This is a genomic window from Parabacteroides distasonis (assembly GCF_004793765.1).
Classification (GTDB): Bacteria; Bacteroidota; Bacteroidia; order Bacteroidales; family Tannerellaceae; genus Parabacteroides; species Parabacteroides distasonis_A.
The window spans coordinates 39865-62974 of the sequence record NZ_SRYM01000014.1 but is presented as its reverse complement, the minus strand read 5'-3'; the positions used below and the strand labels follow the sequence as shown (position 1 = coordinate 62974).

General features: G+C 44.8%; 25 protein-coding genes. All 25 read left to right on the top strand.

Annotated features, from left to right (window positions below):
* Positions 1-183 precede the first annotated feature (183 nt).
* The 25 genes from clpP to rpsQ all read left to right on the top strand — a co-directional run bounded on the left by clpP (position 184) and on the right by rpsQ (position 23110).
* Positions 184-846: an ATP-dependent Clp endopeptidase proteolytic subunit ClpP gene (clpP, locus tag E5342_RS07075; RefSeq protein ID WP_121735809.1), complete on the top strand. Its 663-nt coding sequence runs from the start codon at positions 184-186 to the stop codon at positions 844-846.
* 21 nt (positions 847-867) lie between these two features.
* Positions 868-2100 (top strand): ATP-dependent Clp protease ATP-binding subunit ClpX, encoded by a 1233-nt coding sequence (gene clpX / locus E5342_RS07070; RefSeq protein ID WP_121735810.1) that lies wholly within the window; start codon positions 868-870, stop codon positions 2098-2100.
* 32 nt (positions 2101-2132) lie between these two features.
* Complete coding sequence (gene recQ / locus E5342_RS07065) at positions 2133-4313, top strand: DNA helicase RecQ (protein WP_121735811.1); 2181 nt, start codon at positions 2133-2135, stop codon at positions 4311-4313.
* A 213-nt stretch (positions 4314-4526) separates the two neighbouring features.
* The gene (gene guaB, locus E5342_RS07060) at positions 4527-6002 is read left to right on the top strand and encodes an IMP dehydrogenase (protein ID WP_121735812.1); all 1476 of its coding nucleotides are present in this window, start codon (positions 4527-4529) and stop codon (positions 6000-6002) included.
* A gap of 108 nt (positions 6003-6110) precedes the next feature.
* Positions 6111-7697: a peptidylprolyl isomerase gene (locus E5342_RS07055; RefSeq protein ID WP_121735846.1), complete on the top strand. Its 1587-nt coding sequence runs from the start codon at positions 6111-6113 to the stop codon at positions 7695-7697.
* Between the two features lie 15 nt (positions 7698-7712).
* Positions 7713-8567 carry a peptidyl-prolyl cis-trans isomerase gene (locus E5342_RS07050; RefSeq protein ID WP_121735813.1) on the top strand — a complete coding sequence of 285 codons (855 nt, stop codon included), beginning with the start codon at positions 7713-7715 and terminating at the stop codon, positions 8565-8567.
* Between the two features lie 25 nt (positions 8568-8592).
* Positions 8593-9957 carry a peptidylprolyl isomerase gene (locus E5342_RS07045; protein WP_121735814.1) on the top strand — a complete coding sequence of 455 codons (1365 nt, stop codon included), beginning with the start codon at positions 8593-8595 and terminating at the stop codon, positions 9955-9957.
* Positions 9954-11558 carry an OstA-like protein gene (locus E5342_RS07040; protein WP_135959105.1) on the top strand — a complete coding sequence of 535 codons (1605 nt, stop codon included), beginning with the start codon at positions 9954-9956 and terminating at the stop codon, positions 11556-11558. The genes E5342_RS07045 and E5342_RS07040 overlap by 4 nt, the downstream gene beginning before the upstream one ends.
* Positions 11559-11588: 30 nt before the next feature.
* On the top strand, positions 11589-11891 hold the full coding sequence (locus E5342_RS07035; protein WP_005853948.1) for a hypothetical protein: 303 nt from the start codon (positions 11589-11591) through the stop codon (positions 11889-11891).
* A complete protein-coding gene (gene mutL, locus E5342_RS07030) occupies positions 11891-13735 on the top strand; it encodes a DNA mismatch repair endonuclease MutL (RefSeq protein ID WP_135959104.1) in 1845 nt (614 codons plus the stop codon). The genes E5342_RS07035 and mutL overlap by 1 nt, the downstream gene beginning before the upstream one ends.
* Before the next feature lie 217 nt (positions 13736-13952).
* Positions 13953-14549, top strand: a complete 597-nt coding sequence (locus E5342_RS07025; RefSeq protein WP_121735817.1) for an HU family DNA-binding protein — start codon at positions 13953-13955, stop codon at positions 14547-14549.
* Positions 14550-14767: 218 nt separating this feature from the next.
* A complete protein-coding gene (rpsL, locus tag E5342_RS07020; RefSeq protein WP_005853956.1) occupies positions 14768-15178 on the top strand; it encodes a 30S ribosomal protein S12 in 411 nt (136 codons plus the stop codon).
* Positions 15179-15331: 153 nt separating this feature from the next.
* Positions 15332-15808: a 30S ribosomal protein S7 gene (gene rpsG, locus E5342_RS07015; protein ID WP_005853957.1), complete on the top strand. Its 477-nt coding sequence runs from the start codon at positions 15332-15334 to the stop codon at positions 15806-15808.
* 23 nt (positions 15809-15831) lie between these two features.
* Positions 15832-17958: an elongation factor G gene (gene fusA, locus E5342_RS07010; RefSeq protein ID WP_121735818.1), complete on the top strand. Its 2127-nt coding sequence runs from the start codon at positions 15832-15834 to the stop codon at positions 17956-17958.
* A 22-nt stretch (positions 17959-17980) separates the two neighbouring features.
* Positions 17981-18286, top strand: a complete 306-nt coding sequence (gene rpsJ, locus E5342_RS07005) for a 30S ribosomal protein S10 (RefSeq protein WP_005853961.1) — start codon at positions 17981-17983, stop codon at positions 18284-18286.
* A gap of 19 nt (positions 18287-18305) precedes the next feature.
* Positions 18306-18923, top strand: coding sequence for a 50S ribosomal protein L3 (rplC, locus tag E5342_RS07000; protein ID WP_005853963.1), 618 nt, complete (start codon positions 18306-18308; stop codon positions 18921-18923).
* Positions 18923-19552 carry a 50S ribosomal protein L4 gene (gene rplD / locus E5342_RS06995; protein WP_005853966.1) on the top strand — a complete coding sequence of 210 codons (630 nt, stop codon included), beginning with the start codon at positions 18923-18925 and terminating at the stop codon, positions 19550-19552. Before rplC ends, rplD begins: the two co-directional genes overlap by 1 nt.
* 11 nt (positions 19553-19563) lie before the next feature.
* Positions 19564-19857 (top strand): 50S ribosomal protein L23, encoded by a 294-nt coding sequence (gene rplW / locus E5342_RS06990; protein ID WP_005853968.1) that lies wholly within the window; start codon positions 19564-19566, stop codon positions 19855-19857.
* An 8-nt stretch (positions 19858-19865) separates the two neighbouring features.
* Positions 19866-20690, top strand: coding sequence for a 50S ribosomal protein L2 (rplB, locus tag E5342_RS06985; RefSeq protein ID WP_121735819.1), 825 nt, complete (start codon positions 19866-19868; stop codon positions 20688-20690).
* 20 nt (positions 20691-20710) lie between these two features.
* A complete protein-coding gene (gene rpsS / locus E5342_RS06980) occupies positions 20711-20980 on the top strand; it encodes a 30S ribosomal protein S19 (RefSeq protein WP_005634738.1) in 270 nt (89 codons plus the stop codon).
* Positions 20981-21032: 52 nt separating this feature from the next.
* Entirely contained in the window at positions 21033-21443 is a 411-nt protein-coding gene (rplV, locus tag E5342_RS06975) for a 50S ribosomal protein L22 (protein WP_005853972.1), read from the top strand.
* Between the two features lie 7 nt (positions 21444-21450).
* Positions 21451-22185 carry a 30S ribosomal protein S3 gene (gene rpsC, locus E5342_RS06970; RefSeq protein WP_121735821.1) on the top strand — a complete coding sequence of 245 codons (735 nt, stop codon included), beginning with the start codon at positions 21451-21453 and terminating at the stop codon, positions 22183-22185.
* A 20-nt stretch (positions 22186-22205) separates the two neighbouring features.
* Positions 22206-22640, top strand: a complete 435-nt coding sequence (gene rplP, locus E5342_RS06965) for a 50S ribosomal protein L16 (RefSeq protein ID WP_121735822.1) — start codon at positions 22206-22208, stop codon at positions 22638-22640.
* Between the two features lie 5 nt (positions 22641-22645).
* The gene (gene rpmC, locus E5342_RS06960; RefSeq protein ID WP_005853979.1) at positions 22646-22843 is read left to right on the top strand and encodes a 50S ribosomal protein L29; all 198 of its coding nucleotides are present in this window, start codon (positions 22646-22648) and stop codon (positions 22841-22843) included.
* Between the two features lie 9 nt (positions 22844-22852).
* Positions 22853-23110: a 30S ribosomal protein S17 gene (rpsQ, locus tag E5342_RS06955; RefSeq protein WP_008773759.1), complete on the top strand. Its 258-nt coding sequence runs from the start codon at positions 22853-22855 to the stop codon at positions 23108-23110.

Genomic DNA, 23110 nt, shown 5'->3' with positions numbered 1-23110 from the left:
TCTTTACTGGCCTCTGAAGAGGTCGTTTTATATCAAAAAAGGGATTTCTCTCTAAAAATATCTTAGCGGATCGCGAAATAAGTTGTTTCTTTCAGAAATTTATTTATAACTTTGTTTTTCCGTTAAGTCACAGAGGGAAATCCCTTTTTACGTCTTCTCGGTAAATAAAAGATAGGAGAAAATATGGAAGATTTTAGAAAGTATGCTACAAAGCATTTAGGTATGAGTGGTACGGCTCTGGATAGTTATATGAATATCTCCAGCAGTTATATCTCCCCGACAATTATAGAGGAACGACAGCTGAATGTCGCTCAAATGGATGTCTTCTCTCGGTTGATGATGGATCGTATTATTTTTTTGGGCACGCAAGTGGATGATTATACCGCTAACGTGATTCAAGCGCAGTTGTTGTATCTGGATTCCAGTGATCCTGGAAAGGACATCTCTATTTATATCAATTCGCCGGGTGGCTCTGTATATGCGGGTTACGGCATTTACGACACGATGCAGTTTATTTCCAGCGACGTATCTACGATTTGTACGGGTATGGCTGCCTCTATGGCATCTGTCTTATTGGTGGCGGGAGCCAAGGGAAAACGTTTCGGTTTGAAGCACTCCCGTGTAATGATCCACCAACCGCTTGGAGGCGTACAAGGACAGGCTTCGGACATCGAGATTACCGCTCGCGAGATCTTGAAGGTTAAGAAAGAACTGTACACCATTATCTCGGATCATTCAGGAAGACCTTACGAGGAGATCGAGCGTGATGGCGACCGTGATTTCTGGATGACTGCGGAGGAAGCGAAAAAGTATGGCATGATCGACGATGTTTTAACACGTAAATAACAAAAACAACAATAAGAAACTATGGCCAAAACAACAGGCGATACATGTACGTTTTGCGGCAGGGGTAGCCGTGATGTTAACTTGCTTATCAATGGAATCTCTGGTTGCATTTGCGATGATTGCGCTCGGCAGGCGTATGAGATCGTAAAGGAGCAGGCAGGGGGGAAGAAAACTTCTTTTGGCTTGAAGCAGAAAGATCTGCCGAAACCCGAAGATATCAAGACTTTCTTGGATCAGTACGTGATCGGACAAGATGACGCTAAACGTTATCTGGCGGTATCGGTATACAATCATTACAAGCGTTTACTTCAAAAGGTTACCGCCGACGATGTGGAGATAGAGAAATCTAATATTATCATGGTGGGTGCTACCGGTACGGGTAAGACTTTGTTAGCCCGTACGATCGCTAAGCTATTGCATGTCCCGTTCGCTATCGTGGACGCTACGGTACTTACCGAGGCCGGTTATGTGGGCGAGGATATCGAGAGTATCTTGACCCGATTATTGCAAGCTGCGGATTATGATGTGGAGGCGGCCCAGCGGGGTATTGTCTTCATCGATGAGATCGATAAGATCGCCCGTAAGAGCGATAATCCATCTATCACACGGGATGTTAGCGGTGAAGGTGTACAGCAAGGTTTGCTGAAGCTTTTGGAAGGATCGATCGTGAATGTGCCTCCTCAAGGGGGACGTAAGCATCCGGAGCAAAAGATGATCGCAGTGGATACGAAGAATATCCTGTTTGTTTGCGGTGGCGCTTTCGACGGAATCGAGAAGAAGATCGCCCAACGTTTAAATACCCGTGTGGTTGGTTATTCGGCTAGTTTGGAGACGGCTACCGTAGACCGGAATAATTTACTGAAGTACATCACCCCGACCGATTTGAAATCGTTTGGCTTGATTCCGGAGATTATCGGTCGTTTACCTATCCTCACGTATTTGAATCCGCTGGATCGTGATACGCTTCGTAACATTTTGACCGAGCCGAAGAACTCCATTATTAAGCAATACGTCAAATTGTTCGAGATGGATGGCATTAAGCTGACGTTCGATGAGGAAGTCTATGAGTTTATCGTGGATAAGGCGCTTGAGTTTAAGCTGGGTGCCCGCGGGTTACGTTCAATCGTAGAGGCCGTGATGATGGACGCTATGTACAGTATGCCATCTCAAAAAGTAAAGGAACTCCATGTAACGTTGGAGTATGCGAAAGAAAAATTTGAAAAATCGGACGTGAACCGTTTACAGGTCGCGTAAACGTAGGCGGTTTACTATAAATAATACGAAGTATGGCAAAGAAGGATCATTTAACAGAAGAGCTAAATCGGCACTTTGGCTTCGGTACCTTTAAAGGGAACCAGAAGGCTATTATTGAGAATGTGCTGGCCGGGAAGGATACTTTTGTATTAATGCCGACGGGGGGAGGTAAATCTCTTTGTTATCAATTACCATCCATACTAATGGAAGGAACCGCAATCGTGATATCTCCGTTGATCGCTTTGATGAAGAATCAGGTGGATGCGATGCGGAATTTCAGCGAGGAAGATGGGGTCGCCCATTTTATCAATTCCTCTTTGAATAAGTCGGCAATCGACCAGGTGAAATCGGATATACTATCAGGACGTACCAAGTTGCTGTATGTAGCACCGGAGTCTTTGACCAAGGAAGAGAACGTGGATTTTTTGCGTCAGGTAAAGATCTCTTTCTATGCGGTGGACGAGGCGCATTGTATCTCGGAATGGGGGCATGATTTCCGTCCTGAATACCGAAGAATCCGTCCGATTATCAATGAAATCGGTAAACGTCCGTTAATCGCTCTGACCGCTACCGCTACGCCTAAGGTACAGCACGATATCCAGAAGAATCTGGGTATGATAGACGCTACAGTCTTTAAATCATCCTTCAACCGCTCTAATTTGTATTATGAGGTTCGTCCGAAAGGAACGAATATAGACCGCGAGATCATTAAGTATATTAAAGCCAACGAGGGTAAATCGGGTATCGTATATTGTCTGAGCCGTAAAAAGGTGGAGGAATTTGCCGACATCTTGAAAGCTAACGGAATAAAGGCCTTACCTTACCATGCGGGAATGGATTCGCAAGTGCGTTCTGCCAATCAGGATGCCTTCCTGATGGAACAGGTGGATGTGATCGTGGCTACGATCGCTTTCGGTATGGGTATCGACAAGCCAGATGTCCGTTATGTGATTCATTATGATATCCCGAAGAGCCTAGAAGGTTATTACCAGGAAACCGGTCGTGCCGGTAGGGACGGTGGAGAAGGCCAATGTATCGCTTTCTATGCTTATAAGGACTTGCAAAAATTGGAGAAATTCATGCAAGGAAAGCCCGTGGCCGAACAGGAAATCGGCAAACAGTTGCTTTTAGAGACTGCGGCCTATGCTGAAACTTCCGTCTGCCGGAGAAAAGTGCTATTGCATTATTTCGGTGAGGAATACCTGGAAGATAATTGTGGTAATTGTGATAATTGTTTGAATCCAAAGAAACAGGTGGAAGCGAAGGAATTGTTAAGTGCGGTACTGGAGGTTATCAGTACGTTGAAAGAAAAGTTTAAGGCAGATTATATCGTAAATATTTTGGTAGGTAACGAAACCTCCGAAATCCAAAATTACAAGCACAATGAATTAGAGGTCTTTGGTTCCGGGCAGGACGAGGACGATAAAACTTGGAACGCCGTTATTCGTCAGGCTTTAATCGCCGGCTATTTAGCGAAGGATATTGAGAATTATGGTTTGCTGAAAATCACGGAAAAAGGTAAGGAGTTCATGAAGAAGCCGGTATCGTTCAGGATTACCGAGGACAATGAATTCGAGGAAGAGGAAGAGGAGGCTCCGGTTCGTGGGGGTGCCTCTTGTGCGGTAGACCCAGTTCTTTATTCCATGATGAAGGATTTGCGAAAGAAATTATCCAAGCGGTTGGAAGTTCCACCTTTCGTGATTTTCCAAGACCCCTCTTTGGAGGCTATGGCTACTACTTATCCGATCACGTTGGACGAGTTGCAGAATATCCCGGGAGTAGGCGCTGGCAAGGCGAGACGTTATGGCAAGGAGTTCATTGAGCTGATCAAGAAGCATGTAGAGGAGAACGAGATTGAGCGTCCTGAGGATTTACGTGTGCGTACGGTCGCTAATAAGTCTAAGTTGAAGGTCTCGATCATTCAGCGGATCGACCGTAAGGTGGCGCTGGACGAGATTGCGTTGACAAACGGACTTGAGTTCACCGAGCTTTTGGATGAGATCGAGGCGATCGTATATTCCGGTACACGTATCAATATCGATTATTTCTTGAACGATGTTATGGATGAGGATCATATCGAGGATATTTACGAGTATTTCAAGGACTCGGAGACCGACGGTTTGGAAGATGCCATCGAGGAATTAGGTGGTGACTATACGGAAGAGGAGATTCGCTTGGTCCGTATCAAGTTCTTATCTGAAATGGCAAACTAATGAAAGGGTGCCTGGTTCCACTCTAGAGAAAAAACAAATAAAGAAGCGTATTGTTCCTTCCGAAAGAGATTTATTTTTCCTTCGGAAGGAATTTTGTTTTCGTTCGGATGAAAGTTTATTTTTTCCCGAATCGAATTTTTAATTACTCCCATATCGATTTATTGCGTGGAAAGTCGTATATTTGCGCGCAATAATTTTTAAAGCATAAGTTCTATGTCATTTATTGCAGACAGGGTAGTTATGGATGGGTTAACGTTTGACGATGTATTGTTAATCCCAGCTTATTCGGAAGTTCTTCCTCGTAATGTCGATCTCACGACAAAGTTTTCACGTAATATCACATTGAACATACCGATGGTGTCGGCCGCTATGGATACGGTTACCGAGGCCAAGTTGGCGATCGCTATCGCCCGTGAGGGAGGTATTGGTGTGATTCATAAAAACATGACGATCGCCGAGCAGGCGAAGCAGGTCCAGACCGTTAAACGTGCGGAGAATGGAATGATCTATGATCCGGTGACTATCACGAAGGGCAAACGTGTGGCGGATGCCTTGGCAATGATGGCTGAATATAAGATCGGTGGTATTCCCGTGGTGGATGAGGGTGGATTTTTGGTAGGAATCGTGACGAACCGTGACTTGCGTTTCGAAAAGGATATGAACCGTTATGTCGATGAGGTAATGACGAAAGAGAATTTGGTCGTAACCGGACCGTCTACGGATATGGAGGCCGCCGCTCAGATCCTTCAGGAGCATAAGATCGAGAAGTTACCGGTGATCGATAGCCATAATAAGCTGATCGGCTTGATTACTTATAAAGATATAACGAAAGCGAAAGATAAACCGAAGGCTTGCAAGGATTTGAAAGGTCGTTTGCGTGTAGCCGCCGGCGTAGGCGTTACGTTCAATACTTTCGAGCGTGTAGCTGCTTTGGTGGACGCCGGGGTGGATGCTTTGGTGATCGACACGGCACATGGTCACTCCAAAGGTGTGGTGGATGTTTTGAAACAGATCAAGGCTCAATATCCGCACATCGATTGCGTGGTCGGTAATATCGCTACGGGCGAGGCTGCTAAGTATTTAGTAGAAGCTGGGGCGGACGCCGTGAAGGTAGGTATCGGTCCGGGTTCGATTTGTACGACTCGTGTGATCGCCGGTGTGGGTGTTCCTCAATTGTCGGCTATTTATGATGTAGCGAAGGCGTTGGAAGGAACCGGTGTGCCTTTGATCGCTGACGGTGGCTTACGCTATTCTGGTGATATTGTGAAGGCGATCGCCGCTGGTGGATCCTCCGTCATGATGGGATCTCTGTTGGCGGGTGTAGAAGAGTCGCCGGGCGATACGATTATCTTCAACGGCCGTAAGTTTAAGTCTTATCGTGGTATGGGTTCGTTGGAAGCCATGCAAAAGGGTTCTAAGGATCGGTATTTCCAAGATGTAGAGGATGACGTGAAGAAGTTGGTTCCGGAGGGAATCGCTGCCCGTGTTCCGTTTAAGGGGTCTTTGTATGAGGTCATTTACCAGATGGTAGGTGGTTTACGTGCGGGAATGGGTTATTGCGGCGCACATAATATCGAAGAGTTGCATAAAGCTCGTTTTACTCGAATCACCAACGCAGGTGTGCAAGAGAGCCATCCGCATGATGTAGCGATCACGCAAGAGGCTCCGAATTATAGCCGTGGTGAATAGTAATACAAGTTTTACGTTTTATAAAAAACACTAATTTAATGGGATAGCATACTTTTCTTATCGGCTCTCCGTTAGATTAGTGTTATTTTTGTAATGTATATTCGTGCTATGGTAAAAGAATTTTTGATGAAAAAGTTACTTATCTCACTAGGGGTATTCGCTTGTGTAACAGTTTGCGCTCAAACCGTATCTGATTCTGTCGTTATGACGGTCGCTGGAAAACAAGTGCCTTTATCTGAATTTATTTTTATCGCGGAGAAGAATGGAGAGGTGGATTTATCGAATACGAAGTCTGTCAAAAACTATGTCGAGCTATTTAAAAATTTTAAGCTAAAAGTAGCGGAGGCGGAATCTTTAGGGATCGACCAGACATCCTCATTCAAAAGCGAGCTGGATGGATACCGGGCTCAGTTGATCGATAGCTATATGTCGGATAAGGAGGGTGAGAAAGCGGCTGCCCGTGCGGTATATGATCGGGGAGATTACTCAGTAGAGTTGACCCACATCTTATTTCGTTTGCCGGAGAAGACGGTCTCCAAAGATACGGTAGCTGTATATCAAGAAGCTATGCGGGTATACGAACGTCTCCAGAAAGGAGAGGATATGGAAATGGTCGGGAAAACTTTGGCCGAGAAGGACAAGGAACATGTCGCTTGCGAATATGTACGTTGCCTGCTCCCGATGCAAACCTTGAAAGTGTTTGAGGATGCCGCCTATTCCTTGCCGATTGGCGTGGTGTCTGAACCTGTTCGCACGAAATTAGGATTTCATTTGATAAAAGTCCATAGCCGCAAACCTAATCCGGGACGGGTACGTGTCGCTCATATCTTGATTGCATTCCCTAAAGATTCCACTATTCAGGATTCGTCGGCTTTCTTATCGAAAGCGCAAGCTATTTATAAGCAAGTACAAGAGGGAGTTGATTTTGGCGAGTTAGCGAAAGAATATTCCGGGGATGCTGCTTCCGCTCAGAAAGAGGGAGTATTGCCTTGGTTTGGGGTAGGCGAGATGGTCCAGCCTTTTGAGCAAGCCGCTTTTGCCTTGAGCAAGCCGGGTGATTTATCCGGGGTGGTGGAAACTCGCTTTGGTTACCATATCATTAAGTTGATCGATAAGAAGGGACGCCCTTCGTTTGAGGAAGAGGAAAAAGCCTTGTCGAGACGTATGGGGCAGGGTGAACGTAACTTTGAGTTGTATAAAGTTTTCGACGATCGTATGAAAAAAGAATACGGATACGTTTTCTATCCGGAAGCCTATGCGGAGTTGCAAGCCTTATGTAATGATTGTTTCCCCACGGACGAGACGTTTTATGAGAAAGCGAAGGGTATGAACAAAACGCTTATGCATTTGGATGGAAAGGATTTCCCGCAAGCGGAGTTCGTTTATTATATCCAGCGTTGCCCGTTCTCTACAAAGACGTATGCGGGTGATTTTATGCAAGAGGTCTATGATTTGTTTATCCGCGATATCGTGACGACTGCCGAGCGTAAGAATTTGGAGACGAAACATCCGGAGATCCCTTATTTGATGCAGGAGTACCGGGATGGGATTCTGTTGTTTGAGGTCAGCAACCGGGAGATTTGGAGCAAACCCTTTGCCCAGCAGAAGGTATTGGAGGCAAAGTGGATTGCTGATTTGAATAAGAGATATCCGGTGACTGTAAACTGGAAATTATTGAAGAAACTAAAGAAATAAAACAAAAGTATAGATATGAGGATAGTCTTCATGTTCCTAGCGTTCGTTGTGTTGTTGGGTGCCTGTAAAGGTTCTCAGCCGGCTGATACTACGGACGTCTTGGTTAGCGTGAAAGGACGTACCCTGAATCGTTCGGAGGTGAATAAGCTAATACCCCGGGGGATTTCCTCCGCAGATAGTCTGTTGCTGACCGAGAACTTTATCAAGAAATGGGTAAAGGATGTATTGGTGTACGATGTGGCTTTGCGTAACTTGGGGGATGAGAAAGAGGAGGTCGATAAATTGGTAGAGGAATACAGGCGTTCCTTGGTTCGTTACCGTTATCAGGAACGATTGATAGAGGAGAAGCTGAAAGCCGATATCCGGGAAGGTGATAAGTTAAATTATTACGAGGAAAACCAGAAAAAGTTTATCTTGGATAAAGGCTTAATTAAGGGATTATTCTTAAAAATCCCGGTTGATGCTCCGGGACTTACCGACGTAAAAAAGTGGTACAAATCCACAGATGTGGCCTCTTTAGAAAAAATAGAGAAGTATAGTGTGCAAAATGCTACGATTTATGAGTACTTTTACGACAAATGGGTTGATTTCGATGAGGTGATGGATAATATACCGATCCATGTATCGAATCCGAATGCGTTTCTGAAGGCGAATAAGTTTGTTGAAGTTGCGGATAGTAATTATTGCTATCTGCTGAATATCAAGGAATATTTACCTTCTGGAAGTGTCGGGCCGTATGATTATGCCAGTTCGCACGTCATGGAAATGCTGGTCAACCAACGAAAAGTTGAATTCTTGAAAAAATTTGAAGACGAGTTATATAACGATGCGATCCGGAGCGGTGACGTGGATTTCCATTCCGAGCCGTGATCTCTAATTTTATAAATGGGTAGACATGATGAAAAAGATTTTAAGTGTATTCTTTCTTGCCTGTTGTTCTTGCCTTGTAATGGCGCAAGACAATGTGATCGATGAAATTGTGTGGGTGGTAGGAGATGATGCTATTTTACGTTCGGATATTGAGACGCAGCGTTTGTATAATCAAAACGAGGGAGTCCGTTTGGATGGCGACCCGTATTGCGTGATTCCGGAGCAGATGGCGATACAGAAACTATATCTGAATCAAGCAAAGATCGATAGTATCACCGTGAACGAGAACCAAGTGATCCAGAGCGTGGACCAGTGGATGAACATGGCTGTTAACCAAATCGGGTCTCGCGAGAAATTAGAGGAATATTTCGGTAAGAAATTTTCCCAGATCAAGGACGAGCGTAAGGAGATGGTACGAGAGCAGCAGGTCGTGCAACAGATGCAGCATCAATTGGTCGGTGAGATCAAGCTGACTCCTTCCGAAGTGCGTAAATATTTCAATCAGTTGCCTCAGGATAGCCTACCGAACATTCCTACGACGGTAGAGGTGCAAATCGTTACCTTGGAACCGAAGATTCCATTTGAGGAAACGGACGCTATCAAGGCCCGTTTGCGTGATTTCACGGAGCAGGTCAATTCCGGTAAGATGGAATTCTCTACGTTGGCTCGTTTGTACTCGGAAGATCCGGGGTCGGCGTCTCGAGGTGGTGAGTTAGGTTTCATGAGCAAGACACAGTTGTTGCCGGAGTTTGCGAACGTAGCGTTCAACTTGAAAGACCCGAAACGTGTCTCCCAGATCGTACAGACGGAGTATGGTTACCATATCATCCAATTGATCGAGAAGCGCGGAGACCGTATCAACTGCCGCCATATCTTATTGAAACCGAAGGTCTCCGATAAGGAATTGGTGGATGCTACCACGCGTTTGGATTCATTATACAATGATTTGCAAGCGAATAAATTCACGTTCGAGGAAGCCGCTACATTCGTCTCTTACGACAAGGATACGCGTAATAATAAAGGTTTGATGGTAAATCAAGATTACGAGAGTCGCAATATGGGAACCCCTAAGTTCGAGATGCAAGAACTTCCACAGGAAATAGGTAAGGTGGTATATGGTATGAAAGTCGGAGAGATCTCCAAGCCTTTTACCATGTTGACAAATAAACAGAAAGAGGTGGTGGCTATCGTTAAACTGAAAGCTCGGACGGAAGGACATAAGGCGAATTTGGCCGATGACTTCCAAGCTTTGAAAGCAATCATAGAGACTAAGAAACGTGAGGAGTTATTGAACGACTGGATCACGAAGAAACAAAAATCAACCTACGTGCGTATTAGCGACGGTTGGAGGAATTGTGATTTCAAATATCCGGGTTGGATTAAGGAATGAGACTAATTAACAGGTTATTTCTAGCGGTCTTATCGTGTGCTTTATCGGTTGGTGTGTTTGCGCAAATGCGAGATAGCACGGTGGTAGCCGCCAAAGATAGTAGTGTAGCTCCCAAGAAGACGAAGGTCTTTTTGGAGCATGCGAATACACTTTCGTTCGATAAGGAGAGGAACGCCGAGGCTCAGGTATTGAATGGTGATGTTTGTTTTCGCCATGATAGTTCGTATATGTATTGCGATAGCGCATATTTCTTCGAGCAGACCAATTCCTTGGAGGCGTTTAGTAATGTTCGGATGGAACAAGGGGATACTTTGTTCGTATATGGAAATTACCTGTTTTATGATGGAAATACCCAAATCGCTTACTTGCGGGAGAATGTCCGTATGGAGAATGGGCAAGTTACCCTATTTACGGATAGCTTGAACTATGAGAGAATCCCGAATATCGGATATTATTTCGACGGGGGGGTGATCGTCGATTCTTTGAATCAGCTCTCTTCTTTTTACGGGCAGTATTCGCCGAGTACGAAATTGGCTATCTTCAATGATAGCGTCCGTTTGGAAAATGAGCAATTTACGTTGTATTCCGATACCTTACATTATAATACAGGCTCGAAGATCGCCACGATCCTCGGACCGTCTATTATAATGTCGGATAGTGGCACGATCTATTCTTCCAAAGGTTGGTACGATACCGTGAATAACACCTCTTTGCTATTGGATCGTTCTCAGGTAGTTTCCGGCGACCGTATCTTGACGGGCGATTCTATCGCCTACAACCGCGAACTGGGCTTTGGGGAGGCATTCGGTAATATGAGTCTGCAAGACACGGCGCAGCATGTCATGCTGGAAGGCCAGTATGGTTTTTACAACGAGAAGACTGAGTATGCTTTCGCGACGGATAGCGCCCGTTTCTTGGAATTCAGCCAAGGGGATACACTGTTTCTGCATGGCGATACCTTGAAGATGATTACGGTGGATTCTCTTTACCGGGAAGTAAAAGCTTATTACGGCGTCCGTTTCTATCGGACGGATATGCAAGGTGTTTGCGATTCGATGCAGTTTAATACGAGAGACTCTGTATTATATATGTATACGGACCCTATCGTCTGGAACGAACAATATCAGATTTATGGGGATACGATCTTGATATTTATGAATGATAGCTCGATCGATTTCGCCCACGTGAAGCAATTCGCTTTCGCGATACAGCAAATCGATTCTACCGTGTTCAACCAATTAAAGGGAAATGACTTGAAGGCTTATTTCGAGGGGCGGGTCGTGAATCAGATCGATGTATCGGGTAATGCCGAATCTATATTTTTTCCATTGGAAAAGGATGGCTCGATGGTCGGTATGAACGAGACCAAGAGCGGTTTCCTTACGATTTGGCTAAAAGACAATAAGTTGGATAAACTAAAAATCTGGCCGACACCAACGGGTACGATGACCCCTATTCCCGATCTGAAGCCCGACCAGAAATACTTGAAAGACTTTTATTGGTTTGATTATATCCGTCCTAAAGACAAGGATGATATTTATCAGGTCGTGAAAAGAAAAGTTCAAGATGTTCCGAGGAGAAGCAATAAATTCGTACATTAGCGTCGTATTCATAATTAATTAGGTAAAGCTATGGCACTTTTCTCGTTTTATAACATGCGTAAGCCGCGTCAATTTGATCATAAGCCTATTTATTGGGACCCTCATAAGGAAGCCTTGGAGGAACGTATAAGCAAGGTCAAACGTGAAATGGGTGTAGAGGAACCGTTGGAGGAATATAAGCCGCATATCAAGGGAACTTTCATTGAAGGGACCTCGCATCTGAAGAAAAGCGTGGGGCGAGGCGAGGATTCCCGGGCTCGTAGGTATAAGAATGTGAAACTGGCGGTGGCCTTGGCGGTCTTGGCTGCTTTCTTTTGGTATTTGTTTTGGTAATGAGCGATATCATTCATTTACTTCCAGACCATATTGCCAACCAAATTGCGGCGGGAGAGGTGATCCAACGTCCGGCTTCTGTCGTTAAAGAGTTGGTCGAGAATGCGGTGGACGCTGGCGCTTCCAATATCCAGGTGAACATAAAGGATGCGGGCAAGACATTGGTACAGGTGATCGATGACGGGAAAGGTATGTCCGAGACGGATGCCCGCATGGCTTTTGAGCGCCACGCTACATCTAAGATCTCTACGGCCGAGGATTTATTCTCTTTGCATACGATGGGCTTCCGGGGTGAGGCATTGGCCTCTATCGCCGCTGTCGCCCATATCGAGTTGCGTACCCGGGCTAGGGGGGCAGAGCTTGGCACCTATCTATCCATTGCGGGTTCCAATTTGGAGAATATTGAGCCGGAGGCTTGTAACGAGGGAAGTATCTTCTCGGTGAAGAATCTTTTCTTCAATGTTCCCGCCCGCCGGAAATTCTTGAAGTCGAATGAGACGGAATTCCGGAATATCATCAATGAGTTCGAGCGAATCGCCTTGGTGAATCCACAGGTGGGGATGTCTCTTTATCATAATGACGCAGAGATATTCAATCTGCCCGAGTCGGGCTTGCGTCAGCGCATCATTAATATATACGGTAAGAATCTGAACCAAAAGTTGCTCTCTTTGGATGCGCAGAGTTCCATGGTGACTATTTCCGGCTTCGTGGGACGTCCGGACTCGGCGAAGAAGCGGGGGGCATTGCAGTTCTTTTTCGTGAATGGCCGTTATATGAAACATCCTTATTTCCATAAGGCGATCATGCAGGCTTATGAGCAATTGATCCCCGCCGGGGATATGCCGAATTATTTTGTTTATTTCACGTTGGATCCCTCTTCGATCGATGTCAATATCCATCCGACGAAGACCGAGATTAAGTTTGAGAACGAGCAACCGATTTGGCAGATCTTGATGGCCGCTACCCGGGAGGCATTGGCTAAATCGAGCGCTATTCCTACGATTGATTTCGACGTGGAGGACGCGATCGATATTCCTGTTTACAACCCGGTTAAGAAAAGTGAGCCTAGTACTTATAAGGCCCCGAAGGTGCAAGTGGATTCCAGTTATAATCCGTTTAACACTACCTCTTACAAGAAACCGGAATTCGATTGGTCTAAATTATATCAAGGGTTTGAGAACGACCGGGTGGCTGTCCAACTGGAGTCCGAGACTTTCGAGGATGCCCCTGTCGAGGAATTGCCGGCCGAGGCTTCTAATCCGGAAAACCTGTTCGCGGAGGTAAGTAATCCTTGTTATCAATATAAAGGGAGATATATCGTGACTTCCTTGAAATCGGGCTTGGCTATTATTGACCAGCATCGTGCGCATGTGCGCATCTTGTTTGACCAATATCTGTCAAATATCCGTCAGCAACAAGGTGTCTCCCAACAAGTCCTATTCCCGGAGATTGTAGAGTTTACCGCTGCCGAGGCGGCTGTACTGCCCTCCTTATTGGAAGATTTGCGCTTCGTCGGCTTTGATCTGAGCAATCTGGGAAATGACAATTATGCCATCAATGGCCTGCCTGCCGGTATAGAAAACCTTGATCCGGTGAACTTGGTAAAGGATATCGTGGGCCGGGCGATCGAGACCGGATGCGAAGTACATGAGAAGATCTGCGAAGCCATCGCCTTGTCTTTAGCGAAGGCTGCCGCTATCCGTCCCGGCAAATCCTTATCCCCGGAAGAGATGGATCATCTGATCGCCTCCCTGTTCTCTTGTCCGGACTCGAACTTGACCCCAGGCGGGAAGACGATCATTTCCATGCTGACGGACGAGGAGCTGGAGAAAAGATTCAAATAAAAGTAATCTGCCGCAAATATTTGGAAGAACTCTAGTTTTGTTGGTGTAGATGTAGTATCTTTGTCATGTATCTATAATCTTTTCACCTCTGTGAAAAGAACGTATCACAACCATGAAAAGATCGTTTCACCCTTGTGAAACGATCATATCACCCTTGTGAAATGACTAATGGCATACGATGTTTCTGTGAATAACCTTTTAATCTCATACTAAATATATGGCTGCAAAATATGACTTTTACAAGACCCCGGTATCCAAGGATAGTACGGTGCATCCTCGTTATCACGCACGTATTGTACCATCTGGTACAATCGATACTAACGATCTGGCTAAACGTATCCACAATCGATGTACTGTCACCCCGGCGGATGTGGCCGCCGTGCTTATTTCCTTAAGTGAGGTGACTATCGAATATCTGCGTGAGGGAAAGCGTGTGCATATCGAAGGGCTGGGCTATTTGCAAGTCACGCTGCAATGCCCGGCCGTACAATCCACGCATGAGGTACGTGCGGAGTCCATACGTTTCAAATCCGTCGCTTTCCGTCCCGAGGTGGAGTTGAAGGATAGCTTGAAGACGATGACATTGGAACGGGCCAAGTACAAATCTCATTCTCGGCAACTAGCGCCAGATCGTCTCGCCCACCTGCTCGAAGGTTATTTCGCCGAACATGAGTATATGACACGTGCCGCCTTCCAGCGGCTTTGCGGCCTGACGAGTAGTACTGCCAGCCGCCGTTTGCATCAACTTGTCGAAGAGGGTAAATTGCGAGATATTGGTACTCGCCACCAGTCGCTTTATGTGGTGGTGAGGTAAATAGGGAAAGTAAATGTTAAATATTAATAAATACGACTAGAGTCTGCCTTGCCAAACGGGAACAAATATGTACCTTTGCACCGTTTTAAGTGCGGAGTGTACGAGAAAAACAGGCGCAACTTATTGATTGTCCGAAAATAATGCGTAACTTTGCGGCTCGAAATAGGAAATGATTAGATAATAATAATAACACATTCAAAGTTTAAAAAAAGAAAGAAATGCCTACAATTCAGCAATTAGTTAGAAAAGGAAGGGAAACTTTGGTGGAGAAGGGTAAATCACCCGCATTGGACGCTTGTCCTCAAAGACGTGGCGTTTGCGTACGTGTTTACACTACGACTCCGAAGAAACCTAACTCTGCAATGCGTAAAGTAGCGAGAGTACGTTTGACAAATGGTAAGGAAGTTAACTCCTATATTCCGGGAGAAGGACATAACTTGCAAGAGCACTCTATCGTATTGGTACGTGGTGGTCGTGTAAAGGACCTTCCGGGTGTGCGTTATCACATCGTACGTGGTACGTTGGATACAGCGGGTGTTAACGGCCGTACGCAAAGACGTTCCAAATATGGAGCTAAGCGTCCGAAACCGGGTCAAGCAGCAGCTGCCGCAAAAGGTAAGAAGAAGTAATTAATTACATGCCTTCAAACTGAGATTTAAATTTAAGTATTAAAACAGGTTTGAGTTATTTGGATAGGCTATAAGGTTGAGTAAATGGTTCAGCGGAACCGTTGAAGACAAATTGAAGGCAACCAACAACAAGAACAAATTTTTGAAAACAAAATGAGAAAAGCAAAACCAAAGAAAAGACAGATCCTTCCGGATCCTGTTTTCGGTGATGTAAAGGTTACGAGATTCGTTAACCATTTGATGTATGATGGCAAGAAAAATACTGCCTTCGAAATTTTCTATTCCGCTTTGGAAACCGTTAAGGGCAAATTGCCTAACGAGGAAAAGTCCGCTCTCGAAATTTGGAAAGCTGCGCTTGATAACATTACTCCTCAAGTCGAAGTTAAGTCACGCCGTGTAGGTGGTGCTACATTCCAAGTCCCTACTGAAATCCGCCCGGATCGTAAAGAGTCAATTTCTATGAAGAACCTTATTATCTTCGCACGTAAACGTGGAGGTAAGACTATGGCTGACAAGTTGTCTGCAGAGATTGTAGACGCTTTCAATAACCAAGGTGGCGCATTCAAAAGAAAAGAAGATATGCACCGTATGGCTGAGGCTAACCGTGCGTTCGCTCACTTCAGATTTTAATTTTTTAAGGCAATAAAAAGAATATGGCAAACAACGATAAGCAATTGATGTTCACTAGGAACATTGGTATCATGGCTCACATTGACGCTGGTAAGACAACGACTTCCGAGCGTATCTTGTTTTACACAGGTTTGACACACAAGATCGGTGAGACTCATGATGGTACTGCTACAATGGACTGGATGGAGCAGGAGCAGGAGCGTGGTATCACGATTACTTCCGCTGCTACGACTACATTCTGGAACTATTTGGGCAACCGTTATAAAATCAACTTGATTGACACTCCGGGACACGTAGACTTCACGGTTGAGGTTGAACGTTCTCTTCGTGTATTGGATGGTGCTGTTGCTACATTCTGTGCTGTAGGTGGTGTTGAGCCCCAGTCTGAGACTGTATGGCGTCAGGCTGATAAATATAATGTACCTCGTATCGGTTACGTCAACAAGATGGACCGTTCGGGTGCCAACTACTATGAGGTAGTACGTCAGTTGAAGGACGTATTAGGAGCTAATCCTTGTCCGATCCAGATCCCTATCGGAGCTGAGGAGACTTTCAAGGGTGTTGTGGATTTGATCAAGATGAAGGCTATCTTCTGGCACGACGAGACGATGGGTGCCGAGTATAGCGTTGAGGAGATCCCGGCAGACTTGCAAGCTGAGGCTGAGGAATGGCGCGACAAGATGCTTGAGGCTTTGGCTGAGTGCGACGACGCTATCATGGAGAAATACTTCGATGATCCTTCTACGATCACGGAAGAGGAGATCATGGTTGCTATCCGCAAGGGTACGTTGGCTATGCAGATCAACCCGATGACTTGTGGTTCTTCTTTCAAGAACAAAGGTGTACAGACTTTATTGGATGCAGTTTGCGCGTTTTTGCCTTCTCCTGAAGATACTCCGGCTATCGAGGGTACGGATCCTTCAGATCCTGATAAAATAATCACTCGTAAACCTTTGTTCGAGGAGCCGTTGACGGCGTTGGCATTTAAGATCGCTACCGACCCGTATGTAGGTCGTTTGTGCTTCTTCCGCGTATACGCAGGTTCTATCAACGCTGGTTCTTACGTATTGAACACTCGTTCAGGAAAGAAAGAACGTATCTCGCGTTTGTTCCAGATGCACTCTAACAAGCAGAACCCGATGGAGGTGATAGGTTGTGGTGATATCGGTGCGGGTGTTGGTTTCAAGGATATCCGTACAGGCGATACGCTTTGCGACGAAAACCATCCGATCACATTGGAGTCTATGGAATTCCCGGAACCGGTTATCGGTATCGCAGTAGAGCCTAAGACTCAGAAAGACATGGATAAGCTGGGTATGGGCTTGGCTAAGTTGGCCGAGGAGGATCCTACTTTCCGCGTACAGACAAATGAAGAGACTGGTCAGACCGTTATTAGCGGTATGGGTGAGCTTCACTTGGATATCATCATCGACCGTTTGCGTCGTGAGTTCAAGGTTGAATGTAACCAAGGTCGTCCGCAGGTTACTTACAAGGAGGCTATTACGCAGTCGGTTGAGCTTCGTGAGGTTTATAAGAAGCAATCTGGTGGTCGTGGTAAGTTCGCTGATATCATCGTTCGTATGGAACCGGCAGATGAGAGCTTCGAGGGTACTTTGCAATTCATCGACGAGGTTAAGGGTGGTAACGTTCCTAAGGAATTCATCCCGTCCGTACAGAAGGGTTTCGAGAAAGCTATGAAGAATGGTGTGTTGGCTGGTTATCCGCTTGATAAGTTGAAAGTGACTTTGATCGATGGTTCTTTCCACCCGGTAGACTCCGACCAGTTGTCTTTCGAGATCGCCGCTATCCAAGCGTTCAAGAATGCTTCCGCTAAGGCAGGTCCTGTATTGATGGAGCCGATCATGCAGATGGAGGTTGTTACTCCGGAAGAGAGCATGGGTGATGTTATCGGTGACTTGAACAAGCGTCGTGGACAAGTTGAGGGTATGGAGACTAGCCGTACGGGCGCTCGTATCGTGAAGGCTAAGGTTCCATTGGCTGAGACATTCGGTTATGTGACAGCTTTGCGTACGATCACTTCAGGTCGCGCTACATCTTCAATGCAGTTCTCACACTACGCTCAGGTATCCTCTTCTATCGCTAAGCAAGTATTGACAGAGGTTCAAGGTCGCGTTGATTTGATCAAATAATATTTAGAAACATATAATAAATATGAGCCAAAAGATCAGAATTAAATTGAAGTCTTACGATTATTCTCTGGTAGACAAGTCTGCCGAGAAGATCGTAAAGACGGTAAAGGCTACAGGTGCTATCGTTAGCGGTCCTATACCTCTTCCTACGCACAAACGTATCTTTACAGTGAACCGCTCTACTTTCGTTAACAAGAAATCTCGTGAGCAGTTCGAACTCTCTTCTTATAAGAGATTAATCGATATCTATAGCTCAACTGCGAAGACAGTTGATGCTTTGATGAAGCTAGAATTACCTAGCGGTGTAGAAGTAGAAATTAAAGTGTAAGTTTTTAACAATTAGTGAAATGCCAGGATTATTAGGAAAAAAAATCGGAATGACATCCGTTTTCAGTGCCGAGGGAAAAAATCTTCCATGCACTGTTATCGAAGTGGGTCCTTGTGTGGTTACACAGATCAAGACTTTGGAGAAAGATGGCTATGAAGCTGTACAGTTGGGTTTCCAAGAGAAGAAAGAGAAGCACACGACACAGCCTGAGATGGGTCACTTCAAGAAAGCCGGTGTAGCACCTCAAAGACACTTGGCCGAGTTCAAGAATTTCGAAACTGAGTACAAGTTGGGTGACGTGATCACTGTAGACTTCTTGGAAGACGCAGGTTTCGTGGATGTAGTGGGTACATCAAAGGGTAAAGGTTTCCAAGGTGTAGTAAAACGTCATGGTTTTGGTGGTGTAGGTCAGACTACTCACGGTCAGCATAACCGTGCTCGTAAGCCGGGTTCTATCGGTGCTTGTTCTTACCCTGCGAAAGTATTCAAGGGTATGCGAATGGGCGGCCAGATGGGTAACGAACGTGTAACCGTTCAGAACCTTCAAGTGATCAAGGTAATGCCGGAACACAACCTTTTATTGGTAAAGGGATCTGTTCCAGGAGCAAAAGGTTCAATCTTATTAATTGAAAAGTAATGGAACTGAGCGTATTTAATATTAAAGGTGAAGATACCGGAAGAAAGGTAACTTTGAACGATGCGATCTTCGGCATTGAACCCAACGATCATGCTATTTACTTGGACGTAAAGCAGTATTTGGCAAATCAACGTCAGGGAACACATAAGTCGAAAGAGAGAAGCGAGGTATCTGGTAGTACACGTAAGCTGATCCGTCAGAAAGGTGGCGGTGGCGCACGTCGTGGTGATATCAACTCTCCGGTGTTGGTTGGTGGTGGCCGTGTATTCGGTCCGAAGCCTCGTGATTATGAGTTCAAGCTGAACAAGAAAGTAAAATCTTTGGCTCGTAAGTCAGCATTGAGCTACAAGGCAAAGAACAATGCGATTGTTGTCGTAGAGGATTTCACGATGGAAGCTCCTAAGACTAAAGAATTTATAACAATTGCTAAAAACCTGAAAGTGGCTGATAAAAAGTTACTTATGGTTTTACCGGAGAAGAATAATTTAGTATATTTGTCCGCTCGAAATTTAGAGAAGGCAAGTGTGATAACTGCTTCTGAACTAAATACATATGCTGTGTTAAACGCTGTTAATTTGGTTTTGACGGAAAGTTCAGTCGCTGTTGTTGAACAAAATTTTAAAGCATAAGGAGTAGAATAATGGGAATTATTATTAAGCCTATAGTAACTGAGAAACAAACAGCGATCACAGAGAAATTTCCGAATCGCTATGGTTTTCGTGTTTCTCCTGATGCCAACAAATTGGAGATTAAGAAAGCTGTAGAGGACATGTACAGTGTTACAGTAGTTGATGTTAACACCATCAACTACTCTGGAAAGCGTAAAAGCCGTTATACGAAATCTGGTATCATCAACGGCAAGCAAGCTGCTTTCAAGAAAGCGATCGTAACGTTGAAAGAAGGAGAAACAATTGATTTCTTTAGTAATATCTAAAAAGAGAAATGGGAATACGTAAATTAAAGCCCACGACACCGGGGCAGAGACACAAAGTTATTGGTGCATTTGATAAAATCACTGCAAGTACACCAGAGAAGTCTCTTGTAGTAGGTAAGAAGAGTACAGGTGGTCGTAACAACACTGGTAAGATGACAATGCGTTATATCGGTGGCGGTCACAAACAAAAGTACAGAATTATCGATTTCAAGAGAAACAAAGATGGCATTCCTGCGACAGTAAAGTCTATCGAGTATGATCCTAACCGTTCATCTCGTATCGCTTTGTTGTATTATGCGGACGGAGCAAAGAGCTATATCATCGCTCCGAACGGATTGGAAGTTGGCCAAACAGTGGTTTCAGGTAGTGATGCCGCTCCTGAGGTAGGTAATACTTTGCCTATGGCAAATATTCCCGTTGGTACTATTATTCACAATATTGAGCTTCGTCCTGGACAGGGTGCCAAAATGGTACGTTCCGCAGGTGCATTCGCTCAGCTGACTTCAAAGGAAGGCGCTTATGCGATTATTAAGATGCCTTCTGGTGAAACTAGAAAGATTCTTGCGGCTTGTAAGGCTACAATTGGCGCAGTTGGCAACTCAGACCATGCTCTTGAAAAATCAGGTAAGGCCGGTCGCTCTAGATGGTTAGGTCGTCGTCCTCATAACCGTGGTGTTGTTATGAACCCGGTTGATCACCCGATGGGTGGTGGTGAAGGTCGTTCTTCCGGAGGTCATCCTAGATCCCGTAATGGCTTATATGCTAAGGGCTTGAAGACTAGAGCTCCTAAGAAGCATTCTTCAAAGTATATTATTGAAAGAAGAAAGAAATAATCTGATTAATTAAGTAAACTATGAGTCGTTCGCTAAAAAAAGGCCCGTATATTAATGTAAAGCTTGAGAAGAAAGTTCTGGCTATGAATGAGTCAGGAAAGAAAGCCGTAGTTAAGACATGGGCAAGAGCTTCAATGATTTCGCCTGATTTCGTAGGCCATACTATTGCAGTTCATAATGGAAATAAATTTATTCCTGTTTTCGTAACCGAGAATATGGTAGGTCACAAGTTGGGAGAATTCTCTCCGACACGTACTTTCCGCGGTCACGCCGGTAACAAGAAGAAATAATATCGGTAGTAACAGGAATTCAGGAATCTGAAAATAAAAAGAATCGAATAAAATGGGTGCTAGAAAAAGAATATCAGCTGAAGCAAGAAAAGAAGCCCAAAAGACCATGTATTTCGCAAAGTTGAACAATGTTCCTACCTCTCCTCGTAAGATGCGTTTGGTAGCAGACATGATTCGCGGTATGGAAGTATTCCGTGCGCTTGGTGTTTTGAAGTTTTCTAATAAGGAAGCTGCAGCAAGAGTAGAAAAATTGCTTCGTTCAGCAATCGCAAACTGGGAACAGAAAAATGAACGTAAAGCAGAAGCAGGAGAGTTGTGCGTATCTTCAATCAGCGTTGATTGCGCTACTACGTTGAAGAGAATGCGTCCGGCTCCTCAAGGAAGAGGTTACAGAATTCGTAAACGCTCGAACCACGTAACTCTGTTTGTTGATACACTTAGTAAAAACGATAGTCAAAATTAATTTGTAGATGGGACAAAAGGTTAATCCGATTAGTAATCGTTTAGGAATTATCCGTGGTTGGGATTCCAATTGGTATGGCGGTAAGAATTACGGGGATACTTTGCTGGAAGATAGCAAAATCCGTAAATATTTGAATGCCCGTCTTGCAAAAGCTAGTGTATCTCGTATCGTTATTGAACGTACGCTTAAGTTGATCACGATCACTGTTTGTACGTCACGTCCGGGTATCATCATCGGTAAGGGTGGCCAGGAAGTTGATAAGTTGAAGGAAGAGTTGAAGAAGATCACAGATAAAGAGGTGCAAATCAACATCTTCGAGGTGAAGAGACCTGAACTGGACGCTGTTATCGTAGCAAACAACATCGCACGTCAGCTTGAAGGTAAAATCGCATATCGTCGTGCAGTGAAGATGGCTATCGCTTCTACCATGAGAATGGGTGCCGAGGGTATAAAGATTCAAATCTCTGGTCGTTTGAATGGTGCTGAAATGGCTCGTTCGGAAATGTATAAGGAAGGAAGAACTCCGTTGCATACTCTTAGAGCAGATATCGACTATGCTTTGGCTGAGGCCTTGACAAAAGTAGGTTTGCTGGGTGTGAAGGTTTGGATCTGCCGTGGTGAGGTTTATGGCAAGCGCGATCTTGCTCCTGCTTTCACTGCTACCAAGGAAACAGGCCGTAGAAACGACAATGCCGGTGGCAACAGAGACAAGAACTTCAAGAGAAAAAGAGCTAATCGTTAAACGTTAGAATTTAAGTAGAGATGTTACAACCAAAGAAAACCAAGTTCAGAAGACAGCAGAAAGGTCGCATGAAGGGCGAAGCTCAACGTGGCAACCAGCTGGCCTTCGGTTCTTTTGGAATAAAGTCATTAGAGAATAAATGGATTACCGGTCGTCAGATCGAGGCAGCCCGTATTGCTGTTACACGTTATATGCAACGTCAGGGTCAGGTTTGGGTTCGTATCTTCCCGGATAAGCCAATCACGAAGAAGCCAGCAGAGGTTCGTATGGGTAAAGGTAAAGGTAATCCCGAGGGATTTGTTGCGCCTGTTACTCCGGGTCGTTTGATTTTCGAGATCGAAGGTGTTTCCTTTGATATCGCTAAGGAAGCGTTGCGCCTTGCCGCACAAAAACTTCCGGTTACAACCAAGTTTGTTGTGAGACGTGATTATGACATGCAAAATCAAAATGCGTAATTGTTATGAAAATTGCAGAAATTAGAGAACTAAGCACGAAAGAGTTGCTAGAGAGAGTAGATGCAGAGGTTGCGGCCTATGATCAGAAGAAGATTAACCATAGCATCTCGCCTATGGATAATCCTTCTCAGATTAAACAGCAACGCAGATTGATTGCGCGCATGAAAACAGAATTGCGCCAGAGAGAACTTAACAACAAATAATTGAGCCTGATGGAAACTAGAAATTTAAGAAAAGAGAGAACGGGCGTGGTAACGAGCAATAAGATGGATAAAAGCATCACGGTTGCCATTAAATGGAAGGAAAAGCACCCCATTTATGGAAAGTTCGTTAGTAAGACGAAGAAATATCATGCTCACGACGAAAATAATGAATGCAACATTGGCGATACCGTAAAGATTATGGAGACTCGTCCTTTGAGCAAGACTAAAAGATGGAGATTAGTTCAAATAATCGAAAGGGCTAAGTAA

Excerpts from the sequence above, each read along its gene's own strand:
- clpP (WP_121735809.1), top strand. The coding sequence starts at position 184 with ATGGAAGATTTTAGAAAGTATGCTACAAAGCATTTAGGTATGAGTGGT.
- clpX (WP_121735810.1), top strand. The coding sequence starts at position 868 with ATGGCCAAAACAACAGGCGATACATGTACGTTTTGCGGCAGGGGTAGC.
- recQ (WP_121735811.1), top strand. The coding sequence starts at position 2,133 with ATGGCAAAGAAGGATCATTTAACAGAAGAGCTAAATCGGCACTTTGGC.
- guaB (WP_121735812.1), top strand. The coding sequence starts at position 4,527 with ATGTCATTTATTGCAGACAGGGTAGTTATGGATGGGTTAACGTTTGAC.
- E5342_RS07055 (WP_121735846.1), top strand. The coding sequence starts at position 6,111 with ATGGTAAAAGAATTTTTGATGAAAAAGTTACTTATCTCACTAGGGGTA.
- E5342_RS07050 (WP_121735813.1), top strand. The coding sequence starts at position 7,713 with ATGAGGATAGTCTTCATGTTCCTAGCGTTCGTTGTGTTGTTGGGTGCC.
- E5342_RS07045 (WP_121735814.1), top strand. The coding sequence starts at position 8,593 with ATGATGAAAAAGATTTTAAGTGTATTCTTTCTTGCCTGTTGTTCTTGC.
- E5342_RS07040 (WP_135959105.1), top strand. The coding sequence starts at position 9,954 with ATGAGACTAATTAACAGGTTATTTCTAGCGGTCTTATCGTGTGCTTTA.
- E5342_RS07035 (WP_005853948.1), top strand. The coding sequence starts at position 11,589 with ATGGCACTTTTCTCGTTTTATAACATGCGTAAGCCGCGTCAATTTGAT.
- mutL (WP_135959104.1), top strand. The coding sequence starts at position 11,891 with ATGAGCGATATCATTCATTTACTTCCAGACCATATTGCCAACCAAATT.
- E5342_RS07025 (WP_121735817.1), top strand. The coding sequence starts at position 13,953 with ATGGCTGCAAAATATGACTTTTACAAGACCCCGGTATCCAAGGATAGT.
- rpsL (WP_005853956.1), top strand. The coding sequence starts at position 14,768 with ATGCCTACAATTCAGCAATTAGTTAGAAAAGGAAGGGAAACTTTGGTG.
- rpsG (WP_005853957.1), top strand. The coding sequence starts at position 15,332 with ATGAGAAAAGCAAAACCAAAGAAAAGACAGATCCTTCCGGATCCTGTT.
- fusA (WP_121735818.1), top strand. The coding sequence starts at position 15,832 with ATGGCAAACAACGATAAGCAATTGATGTTCACTAGGAACATTGGTATC.
- rpsJ (WP_005853961.1), top strand. The coding sequence starts at position 17,981 with ATGAGCCAAAAGATCAGAATTAAATTGAAGTCTTACGATTATTCTCTG.
- rplC (WP_005853963.1), top strand. The coding sequence starts at position 18,306 with ATGCCAGGATTATTAGGAAAAAAAATCGGAATGACATCCGTTTTCAGT.
- rplD (WP_005853966.1), top strand. The coding sequence starts at position 18,923 with ATGGAACTGAGCGTATTTAATATTAAAGGTGAAGATACCGGAAGAAAG.
- rplW (WP_005853968.1), top strand. The coding sequence starts at position 19,564 with ATGGGAATTATTATTAAGCCTATAGTAACTGAGAAACAAACAGCGATC.
- rplB (WP_121735819.1), top strand. The coding sequence starts at position 19,866 with ATGGGAATACGTAAATTAAAGCCCACGACACCGGGGCAGAGACACAAA.
- rpsS (WP_005634738.1), top strand. The coding sequence starts at position 20,711 with ATGAGTCGTTCGCTAAAAAAAGGCCCGTATATTAATGTAAAGCTTGAG.
- rplV (WP_005853972.1), top strand. The coding sequence starts at position 21,033 with ATGGGTGCTAGAAAAAGAATATCAGCTGAAGCAAGAAAAGAAGCCCAA.
- rpsC (WP_121735821.1), top strand. The coding sequence starts at position 21,451 with ATGGGACAAAAGGTTAATCCGATTAGTAATCGTTTAGGAATTATCCGT.
- rplP (WP_121735822.1), top strand. The coding sequence starts at position 22,206 with ATGTTACAACCAAAGAAAACCAAGTTCAGAAGACAGCAGAAAGGTCGC.
- rpmC (WP_005853979.1), top strand. The coding sequence starts at position 22,646 with ATGAAAATTGCAGAAATTAGAGAACTAAGCACGAAAGAGTTGCTAGAG.
- rpsQ (WP_008773759.1), top strand. The coding sequence starts at position 22,853 with ATGGAAACTAGAAATTTAAGAAAAGAGAGAACGGGCGTGGTAACGAGC.